This is a genomic window from Idiomarina sp., assembly GCF_019431395.1.
In the GTDB taxonomy this organism is placed as follows: Bacteria; Pseudomonadota; Gammaproteobacteria; order Enterobacterales; family Alteromonadaceae; genus Idiomarina.
In genome coordinates this window covers 2,596,801-2,619,850 of record NZ_CP080268.1, presented here as the reverse complement: position 1 = coordinate 2,619,850, position 23,050 = coordinate 2,596,801, and the positions used below count along the sequence as shown (strand labels likewise).

The 23,050-nt window shown below is 47.2% G+C and carries 25 protein-coding genes and 2 pseudogenes; 8 read left to right on the top strand and 19 right to left on the bottom strand.

All coding sequences use genetic code 11. The features are described 5' to 3' along the window. On the bottom strand, positions 1-549 hold the full coding sequence (gene nudE, locus KZ771_RS12690) for an ADP compounds hydrolase NudE (RefSeq protein ID WP_133540687.1): 549 nt from the start codon (positions 547-549) through the stop codon (positions 1-3). Positions 550-716: 167 nt separating this feature from the next. Between nudE and sthA the strand changes: the two genes are divergently transcribed. Next, a complete protein-coding gene (gene sthA / locus KZ771_RS12685) occupies positions 717-2,138 on the top strand; it encodes a Si-specific NAD(P)(+) transhydrogenase (RefSeq protein WP_133540686.1) in 1,422 nt (473 codons plus the stop codon). On the opposite strand, the pseudogene envZ reads toward sthA, so the two are convergent. The 10 genes and pseudogenes from envZ to KZ771_RS12635 form a co-directional block, all read right to left on the bottom strand. After that, positions 2,135-3,441 (bottom strand): annotated as a pseudogene (gene envZ / locus KZ771_RS12680) (two-component system sensor histidine kinase EnvZ). The gene sthA and the pseudogene envZ overlap by 4 nt on opposite strands. Continuing rightward, complete coding sequence (ompR, locus tag KZ771_RS12675; protein WP_133540684.1) at positions 3,442-4,167, bottom strand: two-component system response regulator OmpR; 726 nt, start codon at positions 4,165-4,167, stop codon at positions 3,442-3,444. A gap of 97 nt (positions 4,168-4,264) precedes the next feature. Further along, a complete protein-coding gene (locus KZ771_RS12670) occupies positions 4,265-4,690 on the bottom strand; it encodes a potassium channel family protein (RefSeq protein ID WP_290572623.1) in 426 nt (141 codons plus the stop codon). After that, positions 4,687-7,899: an efflux RND transporter permease subunit gene (locus KZ771_RS12665; RefSeq protein ID WP_290653830.1), complete on the bottom strand. Its 3,213-nt coding sequence runs from the start codon at positions 7,897-7,899 to the stop codon at positions 4,687-4,689. The genes KZ771_RS12670 and KZ771_RS12665 overlap by 4 nt, the downstream gene beginning before the upstream one ends. Then, positions 7,892-8,908 carry an efflux RND transporter periplasmic adaptor subunit gene (locus KZ771_RS12660; RefSeq protein ID WP_290653829.1) on the bottom strand — a complete coding sequence of 339 codons (1,017 nt, stop codon included), beginning with the start codon at positions 8,906-8,908 and terminating at the stop codon, positions 7,892-7,894. Before KZ771_RS12660 ends, KZ771_RS12665 begins: the two co-directional genes overlap by 8 nt. A gap of 65 nt (positions 8,909-8,973) precedes the next feature. Continuing rightward, positions 8,974-11,517 carry an EAL domain-containing protein gene (locus KZ771_RS12655; RefSeq protein ID WP_290653828.1) on the bottom strand — a complete coding sequence of 848 codons (2,544 nt, stop codon included), beginning with the start codon at positions 11,515-11,517 and terminating at the stop codon, positions 8,974-8,976. A gap of 137 nt (positions 11,518-11,654) precedes the next feature. Then, positions 11,655-12,314, bottom strand: coding sequence for a YoaK family protein (locus tag KZ771_RS12650; protein ID WP_290653827.1), 660 nt, complete (start codon positions 12,312-12,314; stop codon positions 11,655-11,657). A 26-nt stretch (positions 12,315-12,340) separates the two neighbouring features. Further along, positions 12,341-12,697, bottom strand: a complete 357-nt coding sequence (locus KZ771_RS12645) for a hypothetical protein (RefSeq protein ID WP_133540678.1) — start codon at positions 12,695-12,697, stop codon at positions 12,341-12,343. Positions 12,698-12,736: 39 nt separating this feature from the next. Further along, entirely contained in the window at positions 12,737-13,918 is a 1,182-nt protein-coding gene (locus KZ771_RS12640; RefSeq protein WP_133540677.1) for a GGDEF domain-containing protein, read from the bottom strand. A gap of 130 nt (positions 13,919-14,048) precedes the next feature. Then, entirely contained in the window at positions 14,049-15,239 is a 1,191-nt protein-coding gene (locus KZ771_RS12635) for an RNA-guided endonuclease TnpB family protein (RefSeq protein WP_290653826.1), read from the bottom strand. A gap of 13 nt (positions 15,240-15,252) precedes the next feature. Here KZ771_RS12635 and KZ771_RS12630 point away from each other — a divergent pair. Then, positions 15,253-15,429, top strand: a pseudogene (locus tag KZ771_RS12630) (transposase); the annotation flags it as partial. An 88-nt stretch (positions 15,430-15,517) separates the two neighbouring features. Here KZ771_RS12630 and KZ771_RS12625 read toward each other — a convergent pair. After that, on the bottom strand, positions 15,518-15,808 hold the full coding sequence (locus KZ771_RS12625; RefSeq protein WP_290653825.1) for a hypothetical protein: 291 nt from the start codon (positions 15,806-15,808) through the stop codon (positions 15,518-15,520). Positions 15,809-16,032: 224 nt separating this feature from the next. Between KZ771_RS12625 and KZ771_RS12620 the strand changes: the two genes are divergently transcribed. Beyond that, positions 16,033-16,275 carry a type II toxin-antitoxin system Phd/YefM family antitoxin gene (locus KZ771_RS12620; RefSeq protein ID WP_290653824.1) on the top strand — a complete coding sequence of 81 codons (243 nt, stop codon included), beginning with the start codon at positions 16,033-16,035 and terminating at the stop codon, positions 16,273-16,275. 14 nt (positions 16,276-16,289) lie between these two features. After that, positions 16,290-16,589, top strand: coding sequence for a type II toxin-antitoxin system RelE/ParE family toxin (locus tag KZ771_RS12615; protein ID WP_290653823.1), 300 nt, complete (start codon positions 16,290-16,292; stop codon positions 16,587-16,589). Between the two features lie 89 nt (positions 16,590-16,678). Here KZ771_RS12615 and sugE read toward each other — a convergent pair whose 3' ends face one another. From sugE to KZ771_RS12600, 3 genes are all read right to left on the bottom strand, one after another. Next, positions 16,679-16,996, bottom strand: a complete 318-nt coding sequence (sugE, locus tag KZ771_RS12610; protein WP_290653822.1) for a quaternary ammonium compound efflux SMR transporter SugE — start codon at positions 16,994-16,996, stop codon at positions 16,679-16,681. 60 nt (positions 16,997-17,056) lie between these two features. Continuing rightward, the gene (locus KZ771_RS12605; RefSeq protein WP_290653821.1) at positions 17,057-17,485 is read right to left on the bottom strand and encodes a GFA family protein; all 429 of its coding nucleotides are present in this window, start codon (positions 17,483-17,485) and stop codon (positions 17,057-17,059) included. Between the two features lie 96 nt (positions 17,486-17,581). Next, positions 17,582-18,046 carry a GNAT family N-acetyltransferase gene (locus tag KZ771_RS12600; RefSeq protein ID WP_290653820.1) on the bottom strand — a complete coding sequence of 155 codons (465 nt, stop codon included), beginning with the start codon at positions 18,044-18,046 and terminating at the stop codon, positions 17,582-17,584. Between the two features lie 326 nt (positions 18,047-18,372). Here KZ771_RS12600 and KZ771_RS12595 point away from each other — a divergent pair, with 326 nt between their 5' ends. Together KZ771_RS12595 and KZ771_RS12590 are read left to right on the top strand one after the other, a co-directional pair. Beyond that, positions 18,373-18,594, top strand: a complete 222-nt coding sequence (locus KZ771_RS12595) for a hypothetical protein (protein WP_058576644.1) — start codon at positions 18,373-18,375, stop codon at positions 18,592-18,594. Next, positions 18,587-18,877: a type II toxin-antitoxin system RelE/ParE family toxin gene (locus KZ771_RS12590; protein ID WP_053953157.1), complete on the top strand. Its 291-nt coding sequence runs from the start codon at positions 18,587-18,589 to the stop codon at positions 18,875-18,877. Before KZ771_RS12595 ends, KZ771_RS12590 begins: the two co-directional genes overlap by 8 nt. 94 nt (positions 18,878-18,971) lie before the next feature. Here KZ771_RS12590 and KZ771_RS12585 read toward each other — a convergent pair whose 3' ends face one another. The 4 genes from KZ771_RS12585 to KZ771_RS12570 all read right to left on the bottom strand — a co-directional run bounded on the left by KZ771_RS12585 (position 18,972) and on the right by KZ771_RS12570 (position 21,765). Beyond that, the gene (locus KZ771_RS12585; RefSeq protein ID WP_290653819.1) at positions 18,972-19,568 is read right to left on the bottom strand and encodes an HAD family hydrolase; all 597 of its coding nucleotides are present in this window, start codon (positions 19,566-19,568) and stop codon (positions 18,972-18,974) included. A 95-nt stretch (positions 19,569-19,663) separates the two neighbouring features. After that, on the bottom strand, positions 19,664-20,224 hold the full coding sequence (locus KZ771_RS12580; RefSeq protein WP_133540997.1) for a hypothetical protein: 561 nt from the start codon (positions 20,222-20,224) through the stop codon (positions 19,664-19,666). A gap of 87 nt (positions 20,225-20,311) precedes the next feature. Further along, the gene (locus KZ771_RS12575) at positions 20,312-20,776 is read right to left on the bottom strand and encodes a DUF1643 domain-containing protein (RefSeq protein WP_126752305.1); all 465 of its coding nucleotides are present in this window, start codon (positions 20,774-20,776) and stop codon (positions 20,312-20,314) included. Positions 20,777-20,862: 86 nt separating this feature from the next. Then, positions 20,863-21,765, bottom strand: coding sequence for a hypothetical protein (locus KZ771_RS12570; RefSeq protein ID WP_133541011.1), 903 nt, complete (start codon positions 21,763-21,765; stop codon positions 20,863-20,865). 322 nt (positions 21,766-22,087) lie between these two features. On the opposite strand from KZ771_RS12570, the gene KZ771_RS12565 reads away from it, so the two are divergent. Then, entirely contained in the window at positions 22,088-22,450 is a 363-nt protein-coding gene (locus KZ771_RS12565; protein WP_290653818.1) for a site-specific integrase, read from the top strand. 78 nt (positions 22,451-22,528) lie between these two features. Then, on the top strand, positions 22,529-23,008 hold the full coding sequence (gene greB / locus KZ771_RS12560; protein WP_290653817.1) for a transcription elongation factor GreB: 480 nt from the start codon (positions 22,529-22,531) through the stop codon (positions 23,006-23,008). Positions 23,009-23,050: the final 42 nt, after the last annotated feature.

The following is a 23,050-nucleotide window of genomic DNA, read 5'->3' as shown; positions in this document are numbered from 1 at the left end:
TTAACGTCCTTTGTTTCGCAACATCAACAGCAGCGCCGTTAAGCTTCGGGCTTCGCTAAAGTCCGGTTGCTCCAGCAACGCATCAACGTCGTCAAGCTTCCAGGTCACTTTTTCTAATGGCTCTGGTTCATCGCCGGGTAGCTCTTCCGGGTACAACTGCTCGGCCACAAACAGAGTCATTTTCGCCTGGAAAAATTGCGGCGCCATGGTCACTTCGGTTAACCGGGTTAGGGTGTGGCAGCCATAACCAATTTCTTCTTTTAGCTCCCGCTGTGCTGCCTCTTCAGGGGTTTCACCAGGATCAATTAAGCCTTTTGGAAAGCCCAGCTGATACTCGTGCAGACCCGCTGCGTATTCACGTACTAAAATCATGGTGTCGGCATCGATAAACGGCACCACCATCACCGCTCCACGTCCACTCCCCTGCATGCGCTCGAACTGACGTTGCTCACCATTGCTAAAGCGTAAATCAACCGCTTCGATCTTTAACAAACGACTTTGTGCAACAACTTTTCGCGCCAATACTTTGGGAATTTGTCGAGAAGCCATAACCCTTTACTACCTTTAAGAAAGTCTGCCTCTACTATAACGCGTCAGCGCTCAGAAACCAGCATCAATTGGAGGAGGGTTAGACAAAAGTCGAGCCATGAATGACGTTGCCAGCCAGCAATGCTAATCTATAGGCAACTAGTTTTAACAGAGTCTGGAGAATCGTAGTGGTTAAAAACGCGGGTAAAAAACCATCGACTGAAACCAATTTTGACGCCGTGGTTATTGGCACCGGGCCCGGTGGCGAGGGCGCCGCGATGCAGCTGGCAAAAAGTGGTAAAAAAGTTGCAGTGGTAGAGCGCCACCAGTCCATCGGCGGTGGTTGCACACACTGGGGTACGATTCCCTCTAAAGCATTACGTCATGCGGTTAGCCGCTTAATTGAGTACAACAATAATCCGCTGTTTACCGGCACCGGCTGGCAAAGTGGCATGACTTTTTCGCAGATCCTGCATTATGCCTCGGGCGTCATACGTAAACAGGTGAAATTGCGTAGCTCTTTCTACCAGCGTAATAATGTCACCGTTATCCATGGCGCAGCTTCGTTTGTTGATGCCAACCGCATCAAGGTAACTAAAAACGATGGTTCGTTTGACTATCTCAATGTTAAACAGGTTGTTATCGCCACTGGATCACGTCCCTACCGCCCCAAAGACATCGACTTTGGACATGCACGTATCTACGATTCAGACACCGTTTTGTCGTTAGACAAAGACCCGCGCAATATTTTGATTTATGGTGCCGGTGTTATCGGCAGTGAATATGCCAGCATTTTCCGTGGCATGGGCGTTAAAGTCGACTTAATTAACCAACGCGACCGCTTACTGTCTTTCCTCGACGCAGAAATTTCGGACGCACTCAGTTATCACTTGCGGAACAACGGCGTGGTTATTCGTCATAACGAGGAATACGAGAGTATTACCGGTCACGATGACGGTGTTACCTTAAAAACTAAGTCAGGCAAAGTCATGAAGGCCGACTGCCTGCTATTTGCTAACGGGCGCTCTGGTAATATTGAAGCCTTAAACGTGGACGCGGTAGGTCTTAAGCCGAATTACCGTGGGCAACTAGAAGTTGACGAAAATTACCAAACACAAGTCGACAATATCTATGCCGTTGGCGACATTATTGGCTATCCCAGTTTAGCCAGTGCGGCCTACGATCAAGGCCGGATTTGTGCCACCGCCATGCTCAACGGTAGTGCCGACGAATCGCTTATTAGCGATATCCCAACGGGTATTTATACCATCCCGGAAATCAGCTCAGTAGGTAAAACCGAAGAAGAGTTAACGGCCGCTAAAGTACCTTATGAAGTTGGCCGGGCTCAATTTAAACACCTGGCTCGTGCGCAGATTTCCGGCAATAACGTGGGTTGCTTAAAACTACTATTCCACCGCGAAACGCGCGAACTACTGGGGCTTCATTGCTTTGGTGAGCGGGCTTCAGAGATTGTCCACATTGGTCAGGCGATCATGGAACAAAAAGGCGAAGGCAATACGATTGATTACTTCGTTAATACCACCTTTAATTATCCGACCATGGCCGAAGCCTACCGTGTAGCAGCACTTAACGGCATAAACCGGCTTTAGCGAAGCGGCAGTTCGACGGTAACGCGCAAACCGGCGTTAGCCATGTTTTGCATATTAATGCGGCCATCATGACGATCAACGATACGTTTAATGATGGCCAGGCCAAGACCTGAGCCAACGCCGCCACGCGCTTTATCGCCTTGGGTAAAAGGCTGAAACAGCTGTTGTTGTTGCTCTTCGGGAATACCCGGCCCATCATCAGTAACCGAAAACCAAACCCGACGCTGCTTTTTATTATAGCCTGAGGCAAGCCAGACATTCTGTTGGCCATAACGCTCGGCATTTTCCAGTAAGTTGATAAGTACTCGTTTAATCGACAGAGGTCGTAAACTTAACCGTGGGCAGTCATCCAGTGCTAAATGAAACTGTTTCTGCCAGGAGTCCGGTACATTGGCTACAGTTTGCTCCAGTAACTCGTTCAACGATTCCTTGCTGGCGTTTTCCTGCTGATCCAGACGTACGTAATCAATAAACTGGTCGATGATATCGTTCATATCATCAATATCTTCGGCAATGCCCTGTGCCAGATAATCTTCGGATTCGGGCATCATTTCGGCAGCCAGCCGAATACGCGTCAACGGCGTTCTTAAATCATGAGAAACGCCGGCCATTAATAAATTACGATCGTTTTCGAGCTCGTGAATACCACGCGACATCTGGTTAAAAGCCCGCGTTACCGCGACAATTTCACTGGCGCCTTTTTCGGGTAGTTGTGGTGGAAATTCTCCGCGACCAACCAGACGAGCCGACTCTTCAAGCGCTTTTTAAGCGGCCGGTTAAGCCAATTGGCAAATAGGATACCGCCGAATACACTCAACAAACCAATGACCAATAAATAAACCACCAATGGTGAGAACTGCCCGGAGCTAAGACTATTTAACGGCACTCGAATCCAATAGTCCGGCGCCTGCGGCGGTTTAACCCAGACAAAAAATTGTTCGCCCTGAGCAATCCGAACCTGCGCCTCACCATCCAGTTCTTGCGACATGATTTCGGATAAGTAACCGTAGTAGGTGGTAAGCTGAAGGCCTTCTTCCAACGCTTTTTCATTGTCAAAAACACGAATTCCGGTCGCGTCATAAAAGGCAATGGCCAGCGACTGATCGTTTTGACGTTCAGCCAAACTGCTTTCGCGGATAAACATGGTTTTTATCTGCTTTGCCACCAGTTGTGTAATTTGTTCAACTGACGGTTTAACCACATAGTTACTCACCATCAGGTACGAAACCACCTGATTAAGTAACAGCACCAGTGCTAATAATCCCACGGTGCGGGCAAATGCAGATTTAGGAAATAGGGTCATCTAATTTTTTAATTTACCATCAGGTACAAATACATAACCTAATCCCCATACCGTCTGAATGTAGCGCGGCTTAGCCGGATCAACCTCTAACATACGACGTAAGCGTGATACCTGCACGTCAATTGAACGTTCTAATGCGCTGTAGTCGCGTCCTCGCGCCAGGTTCATAAGTTTATCGCGCGACAGCGGTTCGCGGGCATGTGTTACCAGCGCTTTAAGCACGGCAAATTCACCACTGGTCAGTGGCATCGGCTCATCACCATCAAACATCTCGCGTGTGCCTAGGTTGAGACGATAGGTACCAAAGGTCACCTCTTCATCCTCATGACTCGGCGCACCCGGCGCCTCCGTGCCGCGACGCCGTAACACAGCCCGGATCCGCGCCAGCAACTCACGCGGATTAAAGGGTTTTGCCAAATAGTCATCAGCGCCCAGCTCCAGGCCAATAATACGGTCAACTTCGTCGCCTTTGGCGGTCAGCATAATCACCGGGATATTATTGTTGTTTTGACGCAATCGCTTACAAATAGACAAGCCGTCTTCACCCGGCAACATTAAATCCAGTACCATCAGGTGAAAGTTCTCTCGCGTCAGCAGGCGATCCATTTGTTCAGCATCCTGCGCTACGCGAACCTGAAAACTTTGTTCCTGCAGGTAGCGCTCAAGCAAGCTACGCAGGCGAGCATCATCGTCTACTACCAAAACCTTTAGGGTTTCTTGTGTCATGGTGTTATCTCGGTCGTGGTATTTTTAATTAATAACATACACCGCTGGTGTGCAATTAAGAAGCCCTTGAGTGTTAACAAATGTTTCTTGTTAAGGCTTATAAATCAGTCCAGTAGCGGGTCATTCTTACGTACAGAAAGGAGGCTGTCCAGGTAATTAGCACGAGTCCGGTCAGGCTCTCAATACCGGTCAGAAAACGCAGTTCTCCGTGCGGGAAAATGTCACCGAAGCCAACCGTAGTATAGACCGTATAAGAAAAATACAAGCTATCCAGATAGCTTCCGTCGAACGCACCATGAAGTGAGCCAAAATATGGGGAATGATGCATCCAATAATAAGCAAGTGCGAAGATCGCCACCTCGATACTATGAGCAACCAGGCTTAACAGCACAGCCAGACCAATCCGGAACTGCGCCAGCACTTTAAACTTTTGAAAAAATATACCAATCTGTCGCAGCGCTTCATAGTGAAACGCCACGACAATCAGCACCACCAGGGTGTTGGCTAAAAACGAAATAATCACGTGCGTTTACTGTCTGCTAAGTAATCATATAAGCCGTAATACAATAGCGGAACAACCAGCACCGTCAATAACGTTGAGGCAAAAAAACCGAAAATCAACGAAATCGCTAGCCCGTTAAAGATCGGATCGGCAAGAATAAAGTATGCACCGATCATCGCTGATACGGCCGTTAGTGCTATCGGTTTTAACCTTACAGCCCCCGCCAGCACAACGGCATCTTCTAACGAGTAGCCTTCGTCGATCAGTTGGCGAATAAACACTACCAGCAAGATGGAGTTACGCACGATAATCCCCGCCAAAGCAATCATGCCAATCATTGAAGTCGCTGTGAACTCTTTACCAATCAACCAGTGACCGGGCAAGATACCAACCAACGTCAGTGGTATTGGCGACATAATAATCAGCGGCATCAGGTAAGACCGGAACTGCGCTACCAGCAGCACGAAAATCATGAAGATACCCACGCTGTAGGCAATCCCCATATCGCGGAAGGTTTCGTAGGTGATTTGCCATTCACCATCCCATTTTATCGCCACCGGACCATTAGCCGAGGGTTGGTTAATATAAAATTGCTCAGGTGGGTTATCCAATTCATCAATCAAAGCTACCAACTCAAACATGCCGTAAATGGGCGAGTCGGTCTCGCCTGCCATGTTGGCTTCGACATAGGTGACCGGATTGAGATCTTTGTGATAACGACTACGTGGCCACTGATCCGTCTGAATCGAGGCGAAGGTCGATAGTGGGATCATCGCGCCGTTTTGTGCCCGTACCCGCAACGACAAAATACGCTGTTGCTGAGCTTTATCGCCATCATCTAATTGCACCAATATTGGCACCGCATACTTAGCCGTATCCTTATGCAAATAGCCTGCAGGTTGCGCATTGATGAGTAAACTTAGTGCCTGAGTGACCTGTGACTGCGAGATCCCCAATTGCGCCGCACGCTGCCTGTCAACCGTTAAGAACCACCGCCCAACGTTGTCGGTTATGGTGGAGTCCTCATCGACCAGCCCGTTAACCTCAGCCATCTTGGCTAAAATGGTTTCTGCCAATTCGATTTGCTGTTGACCATTGCCACCATGAATTTCAGCAACAATGGGTGCTAGTACCGGCGGTCCCGGTGGCACTTCTACCACCTTAATTGCGGCATCAAAAGGCTCAGCAATAGCGACTAAGTCGGCGCGAATAGCGCGGGCAATTTCATGTGAAGAACGCTCACGTTGCTCTTTTGACTTCAGGTTAACCTGGATATCACCTTGGTTTGGTAGACTGCGTAAATAGTACTGCCGTACCAACCCATTAAAATTAATTGGCGATGCAGTACCTGCGTACGCCTGCCAGTTTTCAACCTCATCCACAGAGGTCAAATAGTTACCTAACGCCACTTGTAGGCGCTGGGTTTCTTCCATTGCCGTATCATCGGGCATATCCACCACAATTTGCAGTTCGGACTTATTGTCAAACGGCAGCATTTTTAGGATGACCCCTTTATAAACGGGGAATAGCATTACCAAAATAAGCAACGCAAACACCCCCGCACCAAACAGCGCCCGGCGGCCACGATGATGGTCACCCAGTAGCGGGCGCAGTAGCTTTTCGAACACCGCTTTGAGTTTTTCGGAGGTTCCTGCCGCAGAGTCACTATCGTCGTTGCTATCTTTGCCGCGCTCGCGGTTCAATAAACGCAGCGCCAGCCATGGCGCGACGATAAAGGCCATTAGCTGCGAAAATACCACGCCTGCCGACGCATTAATGGGAATAGGGCTCATATAAGGGCCCATCAAGCCACTGACAAATGCCATAGGGATCAACGCCGCCATGATCGTTAAGGTCGCCATAATGGTCGGTGACCCCACTTCATCCACCGCCTTGGGAATCGTTTCCAACAAGGGCTTAGTCGAATTACGTACCCGTCGATGGATATTTTCGGTAATCACAATACCGTCATCGACTAAAATCCCAATCGAGAAAATTAACGCAAACAGCGACACACGGTTTAGGGTAAAGCCCCATGCCCAGCTGAATACTAAGGTAAATAGCAAGGTCACCATTACCGCAGCACCCACAATCAGTGCCTGCCGCCAGCCCATGGTTAACAACACCAGTATGATCACAGAAATGGTCGCCGAGATAAGATCCGACACCAGTTGATCAAACTTGTCCGTGGCCGTCTTACCGTAATCACGGGTGACCGATATCTCGATGTCTGCTGGTAACAGTTCGTTTTCGAGCGCAGCAAGCCGTTGCCGCAAGGCTTGTGTAATATCAATCGCGTTTTGGCCAGGCTTTTTAGCAATAGCAATAGTGACTGCCGGGTAAATGGCGTTGTCATTATCCAGCCCGCCCATCAGCACCGTTTGGTTCGGGGCACTGCCGCTATCTTGCACTGATGCGACATCGCCTAAATATATCGGTCGACCGCCAGAGGTTGCTATTACCAGCGATTCCACTTGCTCTACTGACTGTAGAAAGTCGCCTGCCTGAAACGGCACCGCCAGTCCATTACGCGTGATGCGCGCTTCCGGAGCGGCATTGTTCGCGGCATCGATAGCCTGCTTAATATCCCCAACGGTTAAGCCATAGCCACTGAGCTTGCTACTATTAACTCTGACATTGACGTGTTGACGAGCCGCGCCGTGTGTTTTTATATCGCGGGTACCGGGAATTTGTTTTAAGGCGATTTCTAAGCGATGTGCCAACGCCGTTAACTGTTCCGCACTCTTAACATTATCTCGGTCATAAAGGGTGAGCGTCATGATCGGCACATCATCGATGCTACGCGGCTTTACCAGAGGCTGAGAAACACCTAAACCTTGCGGAAACCAGTCCGCATTCGATTGAATTTTATTATAGAGTCGAACCAGAGCTTCCTGACGGGGAACGCCGACATTGAACTGAACGGTCAACACGGCCTGCCCGGCACGTGAGACCGAATAAACATGCTCAATTTCTGACATCTCACTGAGAATTTGCTCACCCGGAATCGCGATAAGCTGCTCGACTTCTTTTGCCGAAGCCCCCGGAAAACCAACCAGCACGTCGGCCATGGTTACGTCGATTTGTGGCTCTTCTTCTTTCGGCGTAACCAGCACAGCGACAATACCCAGCACAATGCCTAATAGACAGATTAGCGGGGTCAGTTCAGAGCGTTGGAAAACGGCCGCAATAATGCCCGAAGGGCCGAGTTTATGATCGCCATTACTCATTGAGCATAGCCTCCGCTGACGCTAGTATGTTCTCGCCGGTGGCCAGCCCGGCTAAAATTTCGACCTGATCGTCATGCGCTTGCCCAACCTTTACTTGTCGTAATTGAGGTTTGCCGTCTGTCACGACATAGACCGCCCGTAGCTCGCCACGAACTAACACGGCAGAAGATGGAACCAGTAATGCATCACGCTCCCCCACTGACACGTTCACTTTTACTAACGTGCCGGGAAACAAAGCGCCTTCGGGATCGGTTAAATTCAGACGTAACCTAAAGGTATGTGACTGGGCGTCGGCATAGGGGTAAAAGGTCATTGAAGCAATGCTAAGTTCACGGCCGTCATCGGTGACAATCTCAGCATCGCGTTGGTTTCTGACGTATTGTGCGTATTGCTGTGGTAATTCAGTCACTACGCGTAATTGTTCAAGCGATAAACCAGACATCAACGGCTGGCCCGGTTGCACCGATTCGCCGAGCTCGACGAAGCGTTCGGTAACAATACCTGCGTACGGCGCCCGGACCTGGGTATAGCTCAGTTGTTTTTGGGCTTCTTCCAACGCTGCCTTAGTCTCTGCCAGCCTTGCTTTTGCTGTTTCTAATTGCGTCTGTGCATCATCACGCTCAGACTCAGAGGCAACATTTTGTTGATAAAGCTCCCGAATACGGCGGTAGCGGCGTTCCGCATCATCTAAAGTCGACTGCGCGCTCTCCATATTGGCCTTAGCTCGATTTAGCCTGGCGCGCTGCTCGGTATCATCCAGACGGATAATCAGTTGATCAGCAGCGACAGGATCATCAACATCAACAGGCAACTCGATAATGGTGCCTGAAGTCTGCGCCGAAACGGTACTCTGATTAATTGCCTCGACTCGACCTTCCAAACTAACTGTGTCAGTTATGGTCTGTTTTTGTACCGTTATCTGTTGTTGCGCATAAGCCGTTTTTGAGCCTACGACGCTTAGCATCATTGCGGCGATGAATCCCGCTAACATCGAAGTCTTAGATTTCACCCGATAGCCCTTCTGCTTAGATTCTGCATCAGTAAAACATTATACTTTAAATTAAATTGATAATATCACTGCTTTAACCAGTGTTCCAGCGGTTCCGGGTGACCCAGCAGAAAACCCTGATATCGGGTGCACCCCATTTCCCTGAGGCGCTCTAATTGCGACGGCTCTTCAACGCCCTCTGCTAATACCTGCAGTCCCAAACTCTTAGCCAGCGCAACAATCGTTGCGATGATGGCCTCATCGTTCCGGTCAGATAATAAATCACGTACAAAAGACTGGTCGATTTTTAGCTGTTTTAGCGGTAAACGTTTTAAATAGCTGAGCGCGGAATAGCCTGTGCCAAAATCGTCCAGTGACAGGGACAGCCCCAGACGGGTTAATTCGTCCATTGTTGCAGCAACCCTGTCGGCGTCGCTAATTAGCATCGATTCAGTTAACTCCAACTCGAGATATTTTGCTGCGGGATTTTGCTCCACTAAACGCTCAAACTGCTGATAAAAGCCGGCGTCGTTAAACTGGCTGGCACTAATATTTATGGCAATTGAGCAACCTGAATAATTGGGATGAGAATGTAAACGTTCAATCGCGGCAACCGCCTTAGCTAACACCACCTGATGTAGCTGCGGCATTAAGCCTGCGGTTTCTGCTACCGGAATAAATTCGCCCGGCGATACCGGCCCCAACTGTGGATCATACCAACGCAGCAAGGCCTCGAAGCCCACGCATGTTAACGCGTCATCTTGCTCGTTACGGGTAAACTGCGGCTGCAAGTACACCGTCAGACGATCGTGTGCCACAGCAGCTCTCAACCCTGACTCGATTTGCTGGCGACGGTTAAAGTCCTGTTGCAGCTGGCTGCTATAAAACTGTACCGAGCCCGGACCCACCAACTTAGCCTGAGTCATGGCTAAATCAACGGCTTTTAATAAGTGTTCAGCGGTTTCGGCCTCGTCAAAAAAGCTCACGGCGAAACACAAGGTTATCAGTTGCTGCTTATCCGCCAGGGTATAGCGAGTGGACAGCTCTTGCTGAAGTTGTTGCAACCTCGTCTGAACCAAAGCCTGCGCGCTGACGGAGTCATTCGGCAAGTCATCAAATAGAATATAAAATTCGTCAGATGCGAGGCGTCCACCAAGCTCGCTAGACCCAACTAACGCTTCGATACGACTGGCGAGCTGGCGCAACAACTCATCGCCCTGTTCATGGCCCAGTGCGTCATTAATCGTTTTAAATTTATCGACATCAATCAATAGTAACGCACTGTTACGCTCTGAGTTTTTATAGTGGTGCATTACTTTTTCCAGCAACATACGACGATTCGCTAAGCCTGTTAACACGTCATAAAAAGCCAGTTGCTCGATCTGTTGTTTTAGTTCTTCGTATTCAGAGACATCCGTTGAAATACCACACAGACCGACAATTTTACCGTCACTGTTTTTTAACGGAACCTTGACTGACCAATAGGCGCGGGTCTTATTTTCGCCGGGGATCTGGTTAAGTTCGTGGCGAGCAAGGCGCCGACCGGTTTGCAACACTTCTTTGTCATTGTCTGTAATTTGTTGCGCGGTTTTTAAGTCGAACAGATCATAGTCTGTAACGCCTACTACGTCCTTAGCATCCCGCTTAAACATATCCGCGACGCGGTCATTAACGTACTGGTAGGTTAAGTCGATACCTTTTATAAAAATGTAGGCATCAACACTACCGAGAATCGTCTCCAGCTTTTTCTCGCTGTCCTGAAGCTCGCGCGTGCGCCGATTAACGGCCAATTTTAACAACCTGACAAAAACCAGACTGATGATCAGGACAGCGCACAACGCGATAACCAGCCACCATAACCACGTCGGCAATCGCGATTCGCTAGACTGCGCGCTCCAACGCTCAATAATGGCATAGTAAACAGAGGCCGGATCGGCTTTTAGTGCAGTTAAGGACTCGTCAATAGCCGTCAGCAAACTCTGGTTGGCATCCTTGCCGATAGCAAAATAGAGTTCATTGGGCAAAAACATGATGGGCGTGATGGCCGCTTGAGCTTCAGCAACTTTCTGGTTGCCAAAAAACTGATTGGTTGCTACCGCGTCAACATAGTTGCGTTGCAGTGCATCAAAACCATCGTCAAAACTGGCTACGGGCAAAAAATCCACGTTAAGATTAAAGCGTTGCGCCAGGTTGCGCAGGTAATCCTGTTGCACTGAGTCGCTCAACACGGCAACTCGCTTACCATTTAAGTCCAATAGGCTGGCTATTTGCTGCTGGCGGTCAGCGTAGATTTGCGACCAGCTAAGTAATGCGGGTTCCTGGTGAAACCGAAAACGCTGGCTACGTAAATCGGTTTTCGCAACATCGGGCAACAAATCAATCTCGCCCTCGTCCAGCCATTGCAGGCACTGCTGCCATTGGCAAGCCTTAAGCACCAGCCGCCAGTTATGCTGTTGAGCAATTTCAAGCAGCAAATCGCCATGAATCCCGGTTAATTCGCCATCATCGAGCAGTAATTTAGGCGGGTTATTGTAAACCCCCACCGTAATCACCTGTTGCTGAGCCACCACCGGTATCGCGCAAAACAGAAAAAAGGCAAAGGCAATAAGCGAAAGCCGTTGATTTAGCACGTTTTTGTGATCCCTGTTGTTTAATTAATATCCGCAAAGATCACTATAGCGGGTCGAGGGGCTGAATGCTAAATTTCTGTGCCGGCGCAGTATGGGAAGTGTCGACCTAATTTGGGTTTAAGCAATTAAGGTTTCGATTAAGCCGTTTTTTTGTAGTGCAAACGATACAGAATAGCCAACATCAGGCAGATAATTGCGGGAATCAGCAGGGCCTGAAACTGTAATTGAGTAAACATATAGGCGCCAGAAGTTCCGCCACTGATAAAGCGAGCAATAATAAGCCCAAACAATATCGCTTTTCTTTTATCAAAGACTTCACCACGCATTATTGCGCCAAACATGATGCCTAAGTCAGTAAATATACCGGTCAGGTGCGTGGTTCGTACAATGGCGCCACTGTACGTCGTTGCCAGCGCATTCTGCATCCCACAAGCTAACGACGCGGTGTAATGCCCATAAATAGACCCTTCGGACAACAAGTAAAAAGATGCTAATATTAACAGTGACTCTATCGCCAGCGCCGTATCGTAATGCCGGCCCAGCTTTAATCGTGTGCCGTGAAGCAAAAAACCAGAAAGGCCTGCACCAACAAAAAACGAGAACAGCACTCCCGCTAAATGCAAAATATCCCCGAATGAGTTGGTCAACATGCTGGTACCAAACAAAGTTGCAGTGCCTGAAACATGAGACACCGCCTGATGTTCAAAACCGAGCAAACCAATGGCGTTGATGCACCCGGCAACAAATGCCAGTACAAACGCACCATACTCAATCCATTTAGGTAGCTTAGATATCAATGTTTTTTATTTTCTCACGAAGAGTTTTAGGGGCTTTCATGCTTGCTAACTAAAACCGTAAGCTTGGTGTCACCAACCTCAACAGATGCTTCCTTGTCATAAAACACGGTTAACGACGGGTTCATAGTGGCGCTGCCAACATTCATTGCAGTTTGGACTTTAACCGTATCTCCGGATTTTGAAGACACAGTGAGCTCATAACGAAAGTCATCACCTATCGTCATATACGCCTTTTTATCGGCTTCAACGATCATCACGGGTGATTTAACAAGTTCGCCGTTTCGGTAAATCGAGCTAGAAAACTGAAACGTTTCTGCAGCCAGTGATGGCAACGATGCAAGTATGCCCAGTGCAGCAACGCTTGCTTTAAAATTGATGTTCATATTCGGCTCCTTTTTATTGTTTTAAATCCATTATGTGAGCTAACACGCCACCACTTTATTTCTCCCATTACGCTTCCCCTCATACAATCTATTATCCGCGCGGGTAATGAGTGTGTCGAGGTCATCTTCTGTCGAGGCAACCGCAACGCCTATGGTGACGCTCAGTTTCAGGTCTTTAAATTCATCGCCCAAACGGAGTGTTTCTACGTTTTGTTTTAATCGTTCGGCTACGGCCGTGGCATCATCAGGGCTAGTGTGTGGTAAGCCAACGACAAACTCTTCTCCACCAAAACGGCCAATAATGTCGGTTGGCCGAAGTGAGTGCTGACAAAATTCTACTATTTTAGTCAATATCACGTCACCTTGAGTATGACCCCAGGTATCGTTAATTTTTTTGAAGTGATCGACATCGATCATGAACAAACAAAATGGCGTGTCATCTAGACGAGCGCGCTGCAGCAATGCTTCAGCTCGTTTCATAAAATGGCTGCGGCTGTCGACACCCGTTAGCGCATCATGTTCGGCGACCATACGTAGTTGCGCCTCTAATGATTTACGGTGCTTTATTTCCTGTAGTAATTCACGATTTTGGTCTCGTTCATCATTAAGCAAGGCATGTTGTTGACGCTGCAAACGCTCCAGGCGGCGGAGAGACGAGTAACCGACAATATTGGCCATCGCGATTAATAATCCAATGCGAACAGCGCCTTCTGCAGTCACTCCGGCATAGATCATTGCTGCGGCTAAAAAGGTAATACTGACAAACGCACTGGCCAGCGCCGCTACCGTCAATAAGTTAGGAATCAGTAAGTAGAACGCGACTATCGCGATGGCAATAGAAGTAACCTGAGTAGAAAGGCTCTCGGGGCGCAACGGCACAATAAGAATAATACCGATGGCAAAAATCCAGAGCGGAAGTGCGTGTAACCAGGCTTTTTCAGCATAACCCCCTGTTTTGCCAATAATAAAAGCTAACGTCAAACACGAGCTCACCACCACAATGCGCATCGTCAGCAATAGATAGTATTCATGAGTGAGTCCGAGCAGGTTATAGTCGGTAATGCCGAACATAGCGAAAATAACGGACGCCAGAATTAACGCCAACCGAGCATCCGAGCGAACGTTTGACTCTATAGAGCGCCGGTAACTTAATTCCTTTTGGCGGTCACTAAACTGACCCGTCAGCCAATGTATGTCGTTTTGTTTTTGTTGTTGTGACAAATGCTTTCCCTGTTAAAACTATGTTGATTATTAACCAACCGCCCTGATTTTGACCTTTTCTTCGTCACTTTGCAGTAATTTTTTTGTGCGAAGTACATACTCAGTTTCGTGACTGCTCCCTTCCAACTTCTCAGGCAGCAACCAGCGCGTGGCTGGATTTACGCAAGCCTCCATTGGCAGGAACCGACAGTCCTTCGGCCCGTAGTTTAATAACACCCTGCTGGCGGATATTGATCGCGGCGTTTACGTCGCGTTCAAGCTCTGCTGTACAAGCAGGGCACGACCAGTTACGCACCGACAACGGCAGGGTGTCCACCTTGTGCCCACAGCAGGAGCAGGTCTTGGAGCTGGCGAACCACTGGTCGATTTTGACCAGATGTTTGCCCTGCTCCTTCGCTTTGTATTCCAGTTTCTCCAGTTTCTGAATCAGGCCGGACCAGCTTGCGTCTGCGATGTGCTTGGATAGCTTCCGGTTCTTCAGCAGGTTCTTCACTTTCAATGTCTCGACCACCACCGCTTGGTTTTCGTCAATGAGTTGTCGGGACAGGTTGTGCTGAAAATCCGCACGGGTATTCGCTAGGCGCTCATGCGCCTTAGCCAGTTTCAAGCGTGCTTTCGTACGTCCTTTGCTACCTTTCTGGCAACGGGATAAGGCTTTCTGCTTGCGTCGCAAATTAGATTGGGCGCGTTTCAGGAAACGGGGATTCGCCGTCTTGTTTCCTTCGGAGTCGATAGCAAGATGGGTTAGCCCCATATCAACGCCCAGCACGGTATCAACGCTATGCAATGGGGCCGGTGTTTGCAAGCCATCTTCAACCAACAGCGAGGCGTAGTACTTCCCTGTTACTGAGCGCGACAGCGTTACGCTCTTGAGCTTTCCGTTCAGCTCACGGTGAACCCGCGCCTTAAGCGGCTTCATCTTCGGCACTTTTATCCAGTTCTCGCCAGCACTCACACTCGTGCAGTGGTAGCTGGATTGTTTACCGTGTTTGCGCTTGAACCTCGGGTAACGGGCGGGAAGCTTCGGGTCAAAAAAGTTCTGGAAGGCTTTATCAAGGTTGATGCACGCTTGCTGGAGTGCAATCGAATCAAAATCCTTGAGCCAATGATACTTGCGAGATTTTTTCGCCACCGCCAACAGCGGCTTAAGGTCTTTCTTGGCTTTGAGCTTCAGGCCGTGACGTTTGTACTGTGAGCTGATGATATGCAACGCCTTGTTGTACACGAACCGCATAGCACCGAACTGGCGGTTGAGAAATTCCGCCTGTTCAGGTGTCGGATATATGCGTACCTTCGTGGCCTTTAACATTTCAGCGCTCATTGGTATGATTCAGTTATTATAATCCAGTAAATCGGTTTCATCACGCCGGATACGAATACTCAATGCCCACATACCCCGGCAAAGCAAAAGCGCAGCGCTCTGGTCACGCTCTTACTTTGCCTGTAGTGCAGGCGGCGCAACTATCGAAACACTGAGAGAGTATGTGCAGAGTCAGAGTACACCAGAATAGAACCGCTACGCGGTTCCCGCTTGTATACCCAAAGGGCACACTGTCCCCGCCCGATTGGGCGAGGGTTTACGCGGAGTTTTCCTAAATATCAGCTGTCGAATGAGAAAAAGACACCGACAGCAAGCTCGGCCCAAACATAGATGAACCCCAGAAAAACGACTATAGCAGCCATTTGAAACTGTCTTTTGGGCAACTTCCGGGCTAAGAGTATCAGTAAAGCGCCGACGACTAATAGCAAAGCTCCCATCGTTATGAAATCTGAGAGAGCCCAGTGAATATCGTTGCTATACTGCATGCCAACCAATGGGATAAGTAGCAGCCCGCAAGTAATAAGTAAGACCCAGGCAAAGGCGGTTTTTCGTTGCAGTGTTTCTCTCATGGTTCTATTCCTGTGATAAGAGGGGCGTTAGTAAGTGTGTTCCTAATCTCTGCTTTTCGTCAAAAGAAACTTGAAATTAAAATATTTGAACATGCTTAACTCTCGTAAACATTTAATCTTTACGCCCCATAATTAAACTGATTAAATCGCACGATTTAATCAGTTTAATTATTTCGTGCTCAGAGCTATACTTTAAAAGTACTCTCTACGGTGAGGTTATATTTATGCAAACGTTGACAGCCAATGATGCCAAGCGCCATTTTGGCGAACTACTTTTAAACGCGCAGCGCGCGCCTGTGAAGATTAGCAAAAACAGTAAAGACGCTGTTGTTGTTATGTCCGTAAAGGACTTTGAAGAGCTTGAGGCTATGAAAGCCGATTACCTTAAACACTGTTTCGAATCCGCCAAGGCGGACCGTAGCAAAGGTAACTTAGTTGACGGCGATAGCTTCTTGAACTCACTCTAAACGGACTAGAAGTTATGGCAGGAAGCCAATACAAACTGAGCAAGCTAGCTCAAGATCATACTCGTGCAATTAAAGACTACACAATTATTAACTTCTCCGAATTACAGTGGCATAAATACAGAGCAACAGTCTTATCTCGTTTTCAAATGCTCGCAGATAATCCCGAGTTAGGAAAAAGTTGTGCAGACATTTATGATAACGGCTTTTACTTTCCTGTCGGTAAACACACGGCTTACTTCACTAAAGAAAACGGATTTATCCTTTTCGTTGCTGTACTAAGCCAGTCACAACTGCCCCAGAAACACTTGGGTTAGCTTAAGAGTTTATGCCACTCAGACAAGTTATCCTTCCGAGCTGTGAACTTATAATTAATACCCATAGCAAGCCCGAATGCGCAAGACCTTCAGCTATGAGCCAATTTGAGACCAACAATACCCGCACAAATTAACCCTAAACTGACCAGTTTAGGAACGTCCGCTGACTCGCCGAACAAAAACATACCCATTACCGCTGTACCTACGGCACCAATGCCTACCCAAATAGCGTACGCTGTGCCGACGGGTAAAGTTTTCAATGCCAGGCCTAATAAGACAAAGCTACCCACCAACGCAACAGTGGTGCCAACGGTTGGCCAAAGCTTAGTGAAGCCGTCGGTGTACTTAAGCCCCAAAGCCCAAGCGACTTCCAACAGGCCGGCGATAAATAAAATGACCCAACTCATAAACACCTCTTAATGACTTTGGGGCCGTCCCCGAATGAAAGTTGAGCGGTGAGGTCGTCCTCACTTCGGATCTCGCTTTGCTTGCCCAGGTAACGCATCAAAACTCGGCACATTACTCAAATCAGCTGACCAGGCAGCGCAGTCAGCAACAAAGATTTTAGCCGTAGGCTTAACTGATATCTGCGTATCGAGGCTACCGGCAGGCACCACAACACAATTAATGGACTCAGCGAATGAGGGCAGTGCGGAGCCGCAACACTGACAAAAACTCTTAGTATGCAGCGAGCCAGGGTGTTGATAATGGGTTACGTCCGTCTCACCTTTTAACCAAACCAACCGCCCTGCTTTTGCAAACAAGTTAGCCGCATGAGCAGAGCCGGTGTCTTTCTGGCAGCGGCTACAATGACATAAATAAAATGCGTCAAAGTCACCACTGACCTCGTAGCTGACACGACCGCAAAGACACGAACCGTAATATTTATTCACCATGACATTACCTGTTAAATAAACCCGCCTATCAATTGGTGCTTGGTTAGCCACTGCGCCCAATACGACATCCTCAAGTTTTGAGAATAGCAAACAGGTTTAGCTGAGTTTTTCCATCACAAAGTTACGCAGCTTCTGTCCTCGAATTTCTATCGTTTGCTCTTTTGCGACTTTAAAACCAAATTTCTTATAAAACGGACGAGCCGTAATGCTTACCTCAGAGTAAAACCGGGTAATTCCTTGTAACTCACCCACGCTTAATACGTGCTCCATCAAGTGACGCCCGACACCTTTCCCCTTATGCTCATGGTGACAAAAGAAGTGATCAATTAACCCATCTTCCTGAAGGTCGGTATAGCCGACAATTTCTCCGTCAATTTCCGCAACAAAAGGAGAGATAGCATTCATTTTTTGCTGCCATAGCTCAGGAGAGAAATCATCCGGCGCCCATGCTTCGACTTGCGCTTGTGTGTAGTCACGTGAGTTCACATTGCGAATGGTGTGATAAAAAATAGCCCATAAATCACGCGCGTCTGATTCGTTATATTTTCTAATTTTTATCATGCTGGTGGTTGCCGCTCACTCTCAATCACTATCATGACCGAGATCTAAATAGGCGGTGAAATACGCCAAACGCCCCGATGTGCAAGCTGATACGAATAAAGCTAACGCGAAAACGATACAGCTACTTTTAATTTTCACCGGTGTGATTCCTGTTTATATGACGCCCGCGTCACAGGCTTCATTGGAATGGAGCCTTTTGGCATATAATTGCGCAGCAATGCTAAAAGGTGTAACGGAAATTAAGTCCTTGGTGCACGCGCTTGTTACAACTGCTATTTTGTGGTAATATGCCACATTTGATGCAAAATGACACAGGAGCTCTAATTATGGCTACAAACAGCATAAGATTAGACCAAGAACTTGTAGAAAAAGCTACTATTATAGCCAAGGCTTATAACAGAACGCCGCCTAAACAAATTGAGCACTGGGCTAGGATTGGTGAAATTATGGAAGATAACCCAGAGCTACCCTATGAGTTTGTGAAACAAGCTATTATTGCGCAAGCTGAAAAAGATGCGGGTAAGCTCGAGAGTTACGATTTTGACTAAAGTTAAAACAGTATTACAAACGCCAACTTTTAAGAAGGCCGTTAAAAAGTTAAAGCCTAACCAAAAGAAAGATCTCGACAGTGCAATCAGGGAGTTGATGAGTGATCCATTTATAGGCCAGCAGAAAAAGGGGGATTTAAGTTTTTTACGGGTTCACAAATTTAAAATGAATAAGCAGCTCACTTTACTTGGCTATAGTTATGATGACGGAGTTTTTGCTTTAGAACTTATGACTTTGGGCAGCCATGAAAACTTTTATCGTGATGTGAAACGAATTTTCTAAGGTTGTAACGCTCGGTTGTGCGGCAGTGAACGAGCTCGCGAGTGAGCTGTCGCGACAGCAACCGCTACTGAGTGTCTAGTGAACTAGTGGCGATTCAAACTTCAAAGAGCTCGCCCCGATAAAAACTCGTATTGGCTAGGTTTAGCATAGGGTAATCCTCTTCTGAATCTCCATACGCAAAAACTTCGCTATAAAGAGATAAATCGATGCGTTCTTTTATGCGCTCGACCTTTCTCTCGTTACTGCAATCACCATTCAGGTAAGCGCCGGTAAATCGACCATTACGCACTTCAAGTTCACTGCAAATTAAATCTACCTCGTGGCGTTTACACCAAATTTTTAAATAAGGAGAGATAGATGCAGACACAATGACCACGTGATCGCCGTTCTCTTTATGTTCAGCTATTTTCTGCAGCATATCGCTCCGAATCACGGAGGGTAAATATTCAGAAACATAACGTTCAGCACTAGCATCAAGTTGTTTTTCAGAAACGCCCATGAAAGCAACTCGTGATATGAGAGGTCGAACTTTAGGAGCAGAAAGAAGCCTAGCTTTGTGTAAGATGATTGCCGGAGAAAGAAGACAAGCACCAATAACTAGACGAGCCAATTTCGTCGAGGAAAAGACAAACTTAGTATATGTATCCCGCGTCGTGATTGTTCCATCGAAATCGAAGAGAGCAAGGTTCATCTATACCTCAAAGCTTTTAACGCCCGCCATAAACGGTCGAGTGAAACGAGGTCCGGCGACCGAAGGGAGCGAATTTTATGGCTTGGTTATGCATGTCAGAGATGTCCCGCCTGTTCAATGACTTTTGGCCAAGATTTCTCTGAATGCCAGTCACTATATCTTTTCATCATGGGCAGGTAATGCTCAGGAATATCTGATTCCGGCGCTCCGCTGTACACATAGGCCATGCCTTCTCTAAACCATTCCGGTTTCATCATGGTCGAAACCGCACCAATTTCGTAAAACTGAAACCAATGAATCAATTCATGCTGAGTGATGTATCTTTGCCACGATGCGGGAGCTATCACGGTACCGAGAAAAGGATATGAAACGGCCCGTTCATTGCCTCCTCCGAACGACTGATAACACTCCATAGTAGAGCAGTAAACAAATGTGGGTCTGGACCGAAGTGGGACGCCAGAAGTAGAGATTGCCTTTATGGCGGAGCCATACAACTCAATGGCCTTTTCCATTTCTTTTGTGTCCTCGACGCAAACTGATCCGTTACATTGCATCCCGTTTAAATGCGGCAGAAACAATCTAGTCGGCTTTGCGAACGACCAAGCTAATGCAGGAATCAAGGCAACAGCCAAAATCAGCGACAACTTTTTGACCACATTGGCTCCTTATGCATAACGCCCGCATTTGCGGCTGGTTTGGAGCGCAGCGGAAAACCAGTCCGACAACACGCGCTTGTTAAATGCTTATAGCAGAGGCGTAGGCTTTAGTTCTTTGCTTTTATACAAAGGATGGCCCGGCCTGCCGCTTTTTAGTTTAGTTAAGCACTTTGGTGATTTTAAGATTGGTAAAACAGCCAAGTCGCGCTTCATAAATGCGCCATCATCTGTCCATGCACACACTGTTTCGACAGCCTCTTCGCTGAGTCTCTGCAAGTGCTGATCATTTTCTGGGCCTACTGGATCAGAAACTTGATAGAGCACTGATTTGTCAGTAGACCTATATGCAAATAGATTTGCTATAACCAGCCCGCCATAGCCCCAGCGCTTAGCGTAATTTATACACACCCGAGAAGTATTATCCTCTTCTTCATGGTCTGCTGTTGACGGATTGAGACAAATAAAAAGAACCCAAGGCTTTGAATCATCCCAAATCCGTTTTAGTTCATACCTGTACATTCCGCATTCGGAAATTATTGCTGACTTCTGCATGATTCCTCTTGGCATTTAACGCCGCGCTCTGCGGCAATTTTGGAGCGCAGCGGAAAAATTGTCCGACAGCAGCGCTTGGTTAGGCATTATAACCTCTGTAACTTGTCGTTTTCTCCGATAGTAAAATCAGACGTTTCGTCAAACACGGTCCAGTAATGGCCTTTTATGTTGGTTTCTTTTTGTACAAGAAGGTCAGGTTCACACCACGTATCGAAATCTAACGACGTCTCGATTAAAGTAACTCCTATGGCTGCCAAATCAGGAACTTGAATAGTTCCTTTCAGCTCAAGTTTCTTAAGTTTCCCAAAACCATCCGCAGGAAAGTCTAGCTCTGTTTTCCCGAAAACATCTTTACCGATATGGAACTCACGTTTATGCATAAGCACCAAAAGCCCAAGAATGAGTTTATCCGATTGGGCTTCGAAGCTCTTCGTGTCTTGCAGTAGCCCAAGACTCTTAAAAGTTTCGGTGAAGCTGGACACAATTTCACTGGGGCTGAACAGAGGTTTTATTTTTATGAAGCTTGACGCCTCATTGACGATATTTACAAGATCTTTGCTTGGCGATTTGGTATAGCTATAGCCATTTCTTTCTTCTGAAAAAAATTCTTTAAATATCCTCTTAGCTTGCTTTCTACTAAACCCATACTTCTTCTTCAACACGTGACTTTCGATCTCATCCAGTTGAAAGAGGACAAAATCGTAAAACCATTTATCGATTGGCGAACTTAAGTCCAGTGGCTTTTTATGGTATTGGAACTCACCATACGCCCGCATCCGACAGTACACTCTATAGAGCGAGAGGAACGTAAGACCAGAATCCCTCTTATGATGAGCAATAAAATGGGAGATTTCTCTAAATATACTTTTAGCGTTTGAATACTCACGCAAACGAATTAGAAGTAATTCAATATCGTCTTCAGAGAAACAGCCTCGCTCCATCCGTTGGATAGCTTCTATGGCCTTAGCTTCAATCGCCTTTGGCAGCACTCGGTTCTCCATTTGCCTAACATTTATATATTGTGCATGCTCACTTCGTCCGTCCCTCAATTATTAACTACGAGCGAGCAACTAACTGATAAAGCAAGCTATTTCTATCAAAAAGCTCACTAAAACAACAAAAACAATCCGAGCATGCTCATTTCCATTCTAACGAGTGCACGGTATCTAACTTTACGTTTTTATTATGTCATTGACATTAAACGAGTTAAATACGTAATACAACAACAAACTATGCATTATTGCTTACAAAACTAAGCCACAAGTTAAGCTAAAGTAAATCACTCAATTCAAAAATCGAGGATGGTAATTGATGTCTAGCCCATTTATTGAGCAATTACGCGCTGATATGCGCTTACGTGGTTACAGTTTAAAGACTGAAAAATCATACTTAGGCTGGGTCCGTCAGTACATTTTCTTTCATAAAAAGCAACATCCTAAAAAGCTGGGTAGTAATGAAGTTCGAGAATTTCTAAGTTGGCTAGCTAACGAACGCCATGTCGCCATAAATACTCAGAAAACGGCGCTTAATGCTTTGGTCTACCTCTATCAGAAAGCGCTAGGTATAACGCTAGGGGATTTAAATTTCAGCCTAGCAACCAAGCAGAGACAATTGCCAGTTGTTTTATCGCCCAACGCGGTAGTCAATATTACGCTGGTACGTCTAGCCCGTTAGACAATCTATCGTTCCCCTCCCCTTCATAACCCAGTAAAATCCCCCTAATCATTCAACGCAGGCACAACGAATCAGCGTATGAAAACCAATTTAATTACCCTTGGCGGTTATGAAAAGTTGCAGCAGGAGCTTGAACACCTTTGGCGGGTAGAGCGGCGGGAGACCGTGGATAAGGTATCGTGGGCGGCGAGCCTCGGCGACCGGTCGGAGAACGCAGACTACAAATATAACAAACAAAAGCTACGTAAAATTGATGGCCGTATTCGCTATTTAACCAAGCGTCTGGAGCAGTTGAAGGTGGTGTATTATTCGCCACAGCAGGACGGTAAGGTGTTTTTTGGTGCCTGGGTGGAAATTGAGGACGAGGACGAGAACGTTCGCGCCTTTCAAATTGTTGGGCCGGACGAGATTTATGATCGCAAAGACGCGGTGTCTATTGATTCCCCCATGGCGCGCGCTCTGCTGAAAAAGCAGGTGGACGATGAGGCGGAGGTAAACACGCCACAGGGTACTAAGACCTGGTTCATTAATAAGATAAGTTACCAACAGCCCGCTTAGTCAATTCGTGATAGTATTCGTCCCCATTATTTGTCGTAACGT